Origin of the sequence: Mesorhizobium sp. M4A.F.Ca.ET.050.02.1.1, from assembly GCF_003997725.1 — a bacterium.
In the GTDB taxonomy this organism is placed as follows: domain Bacteria; phylum Pseudomonadota; class Alphaproteobacteria; order Rhizobiales; family Rhizobiaceae; genus Mesorhizobium.
Map to the genome: position 1 here is coordinate 1 of NZ_RZSG01000983.1, position 1,960 is coordinate 1,960.

The following is a 1,960-nucleotide window of genomic DNA, read 5'->3' on the forward strand; positions in this document are numbered from 1 at the left end:
GCTCAAGGCTGGACGCTCTCGGGCGGCAGGCTGAACGCGGCGGCCGGCGCCGGCCGCCGCGTTCAGCCTGCCGCCCGAGAGCGTCCAGCCTTGAGCTGCGGTCTTCGACATCGGATAGGTCGGCGGCGCGTCGAACTCGGCTGCGTAGTCGAGCGTGATCTGGGGCGGCAAGACCTGGACACGGAAGTTGTCCACCGTACCCTTCGAGCCGCTGTTGCCGACACCGACGAGGCCCTTGTTCAGCGCCACCGGCTGGCCCTCGAGGATGCGCGGCGCGAAGGTGTAGCTGAACCAATTCACGCCAGCCACGGTCAAAGTCGCGTTCGTGCCGTTGACCGCGAGCAGGACATCGTAAGCCTGGTTTGCCTTGAGCTGCACCGGCTTGTTGGACTTGACCAACTGATGCCAGCCGCTGGCGTCGCGGTAGCCCATCTCGATCTGGTCGTTCGAGATGTTGATGCCGGCATATTTGAAATCTGTCGGCGAGTAGTAGTCGAAGATGATGTAGGAGTTGGCTTTCCAGCCGGCCGTCGGCTTATCGGTCGTCAAGGTCGCCGCGATCTCGTAGTAGATCGGCGTATAGGCGTCGAGATAGAGAACCGCGGCTGCCTGGTCCCAAGTGCTCGCCGACTGAACGGTGAGCTTACCGCTGGTGACGGCGAAATTGCCCTCGTCAACCGCCACGACCTTGGCGTTGCCATCATTGAAGTCGGCCGTGCGCAACACGTCGCGCTTGCCGCCGGGGATGTTGCCCGCCTGGGGATCCGTCGGACCGCCGGTCTGATCCTGCCAGAAGCCATGATCCTTCTGGGTGATCAGGCCGATTTCGCCTTCCACGCCGCCCATGAACATATGGACGTGGCTGTACTTGTCGTCCCCGTTGATGCTGCCAGTGTCGGCGGTGCGGGTGATGTCGACACCGTCGCTGAATGCCTGCGCATAAAGGAAGTCGAACAGTTGCGGCGGCACCTGCCGGCTTACCGTCGCGATACCGAACGGTGCGAACGGCACCAGGTAGCTGTTGAACTCGCCGACCCAATCAATCAGGCGGTCGCCACCGGTGTTGCCGATCAGGATGTCGAGCCCTGCCCCGCCGAAAACGCGGTCCTCATACATTGGATGCGTCTCTGGCTGGTCGTTCAGCCAGTTGTTGGTCGAGAGTACATCATCGGCGTTCATGAGGTCGTTGCCCCAGCCGCCATAGATGTGGTCGCGGCCGGTACCGCCAACGATCCAGTCATTGCCCAGGTCACCAAAGACCGCATCGTTGCCGTCGGTGTTGCGCTGCGCAAACGCCGTCGGCGTGCCGTTCGGCGCAAAAGCGATCGCGCCGTTGACCAGCGGTCCTTCATTGTCGACGAGGTTGAGGAAATACTGGCGCGCGATAGGCGGCGTGCCGGCCTTCCATACCGAACCATCGGCGTTGAACATGATCGTCCGGCGTGGATCGTACTCGTCGTAGAGGAAGAACTCGCCGAGCCGGCTCTGCACCGGCTTCGGTGCGTTCCACGGATCGCTGTCAGGACCAAACTTCAATACGTCGCCAGGATTCCACGGCCGCGAGAAGTCGGTGCGCACGATGCCCACGACATTGCCCGCCGCGTCGAAGCGCTGCGTGTAGGACTCCGGCAGGGCCTCGCCGCCGCCGACCGCATCGTCGCCGGAACCGCCATGGATGAAGTCGTCACCCAGGCCGCCGAAAATGATGTCGTCGACGACATTGGCGTCGAACAGCGGATTGTCGCCGCCCTGCGCATTTGGCGTCAGATTGTATGGCGTCAGGTCGACCGCCTTCTTCATCTTGCCGCCGACATTGATCGTCTCGGTCTGCACCTGTCCGGGCGTGTAGATGAACTCGTTGAGCACATCGCCCTGGCTGGTGCGCGTATCCGGATCGGTCGCCAGCAGCGGCAGCACGCCGAACAGGCTTTCGCCGTAGGTCGCGCTGTTGCGGCTGGCG

General features: G+C 63.1%; 1 pseudogene. It reads right to left on the reverse strand.

From position 1 onward, the window contains the following. Positions 1–1,960: pseudogene (locus EOA33_RS33955) on the reverse strand (hypothetical protein); the annotation flags it as partial.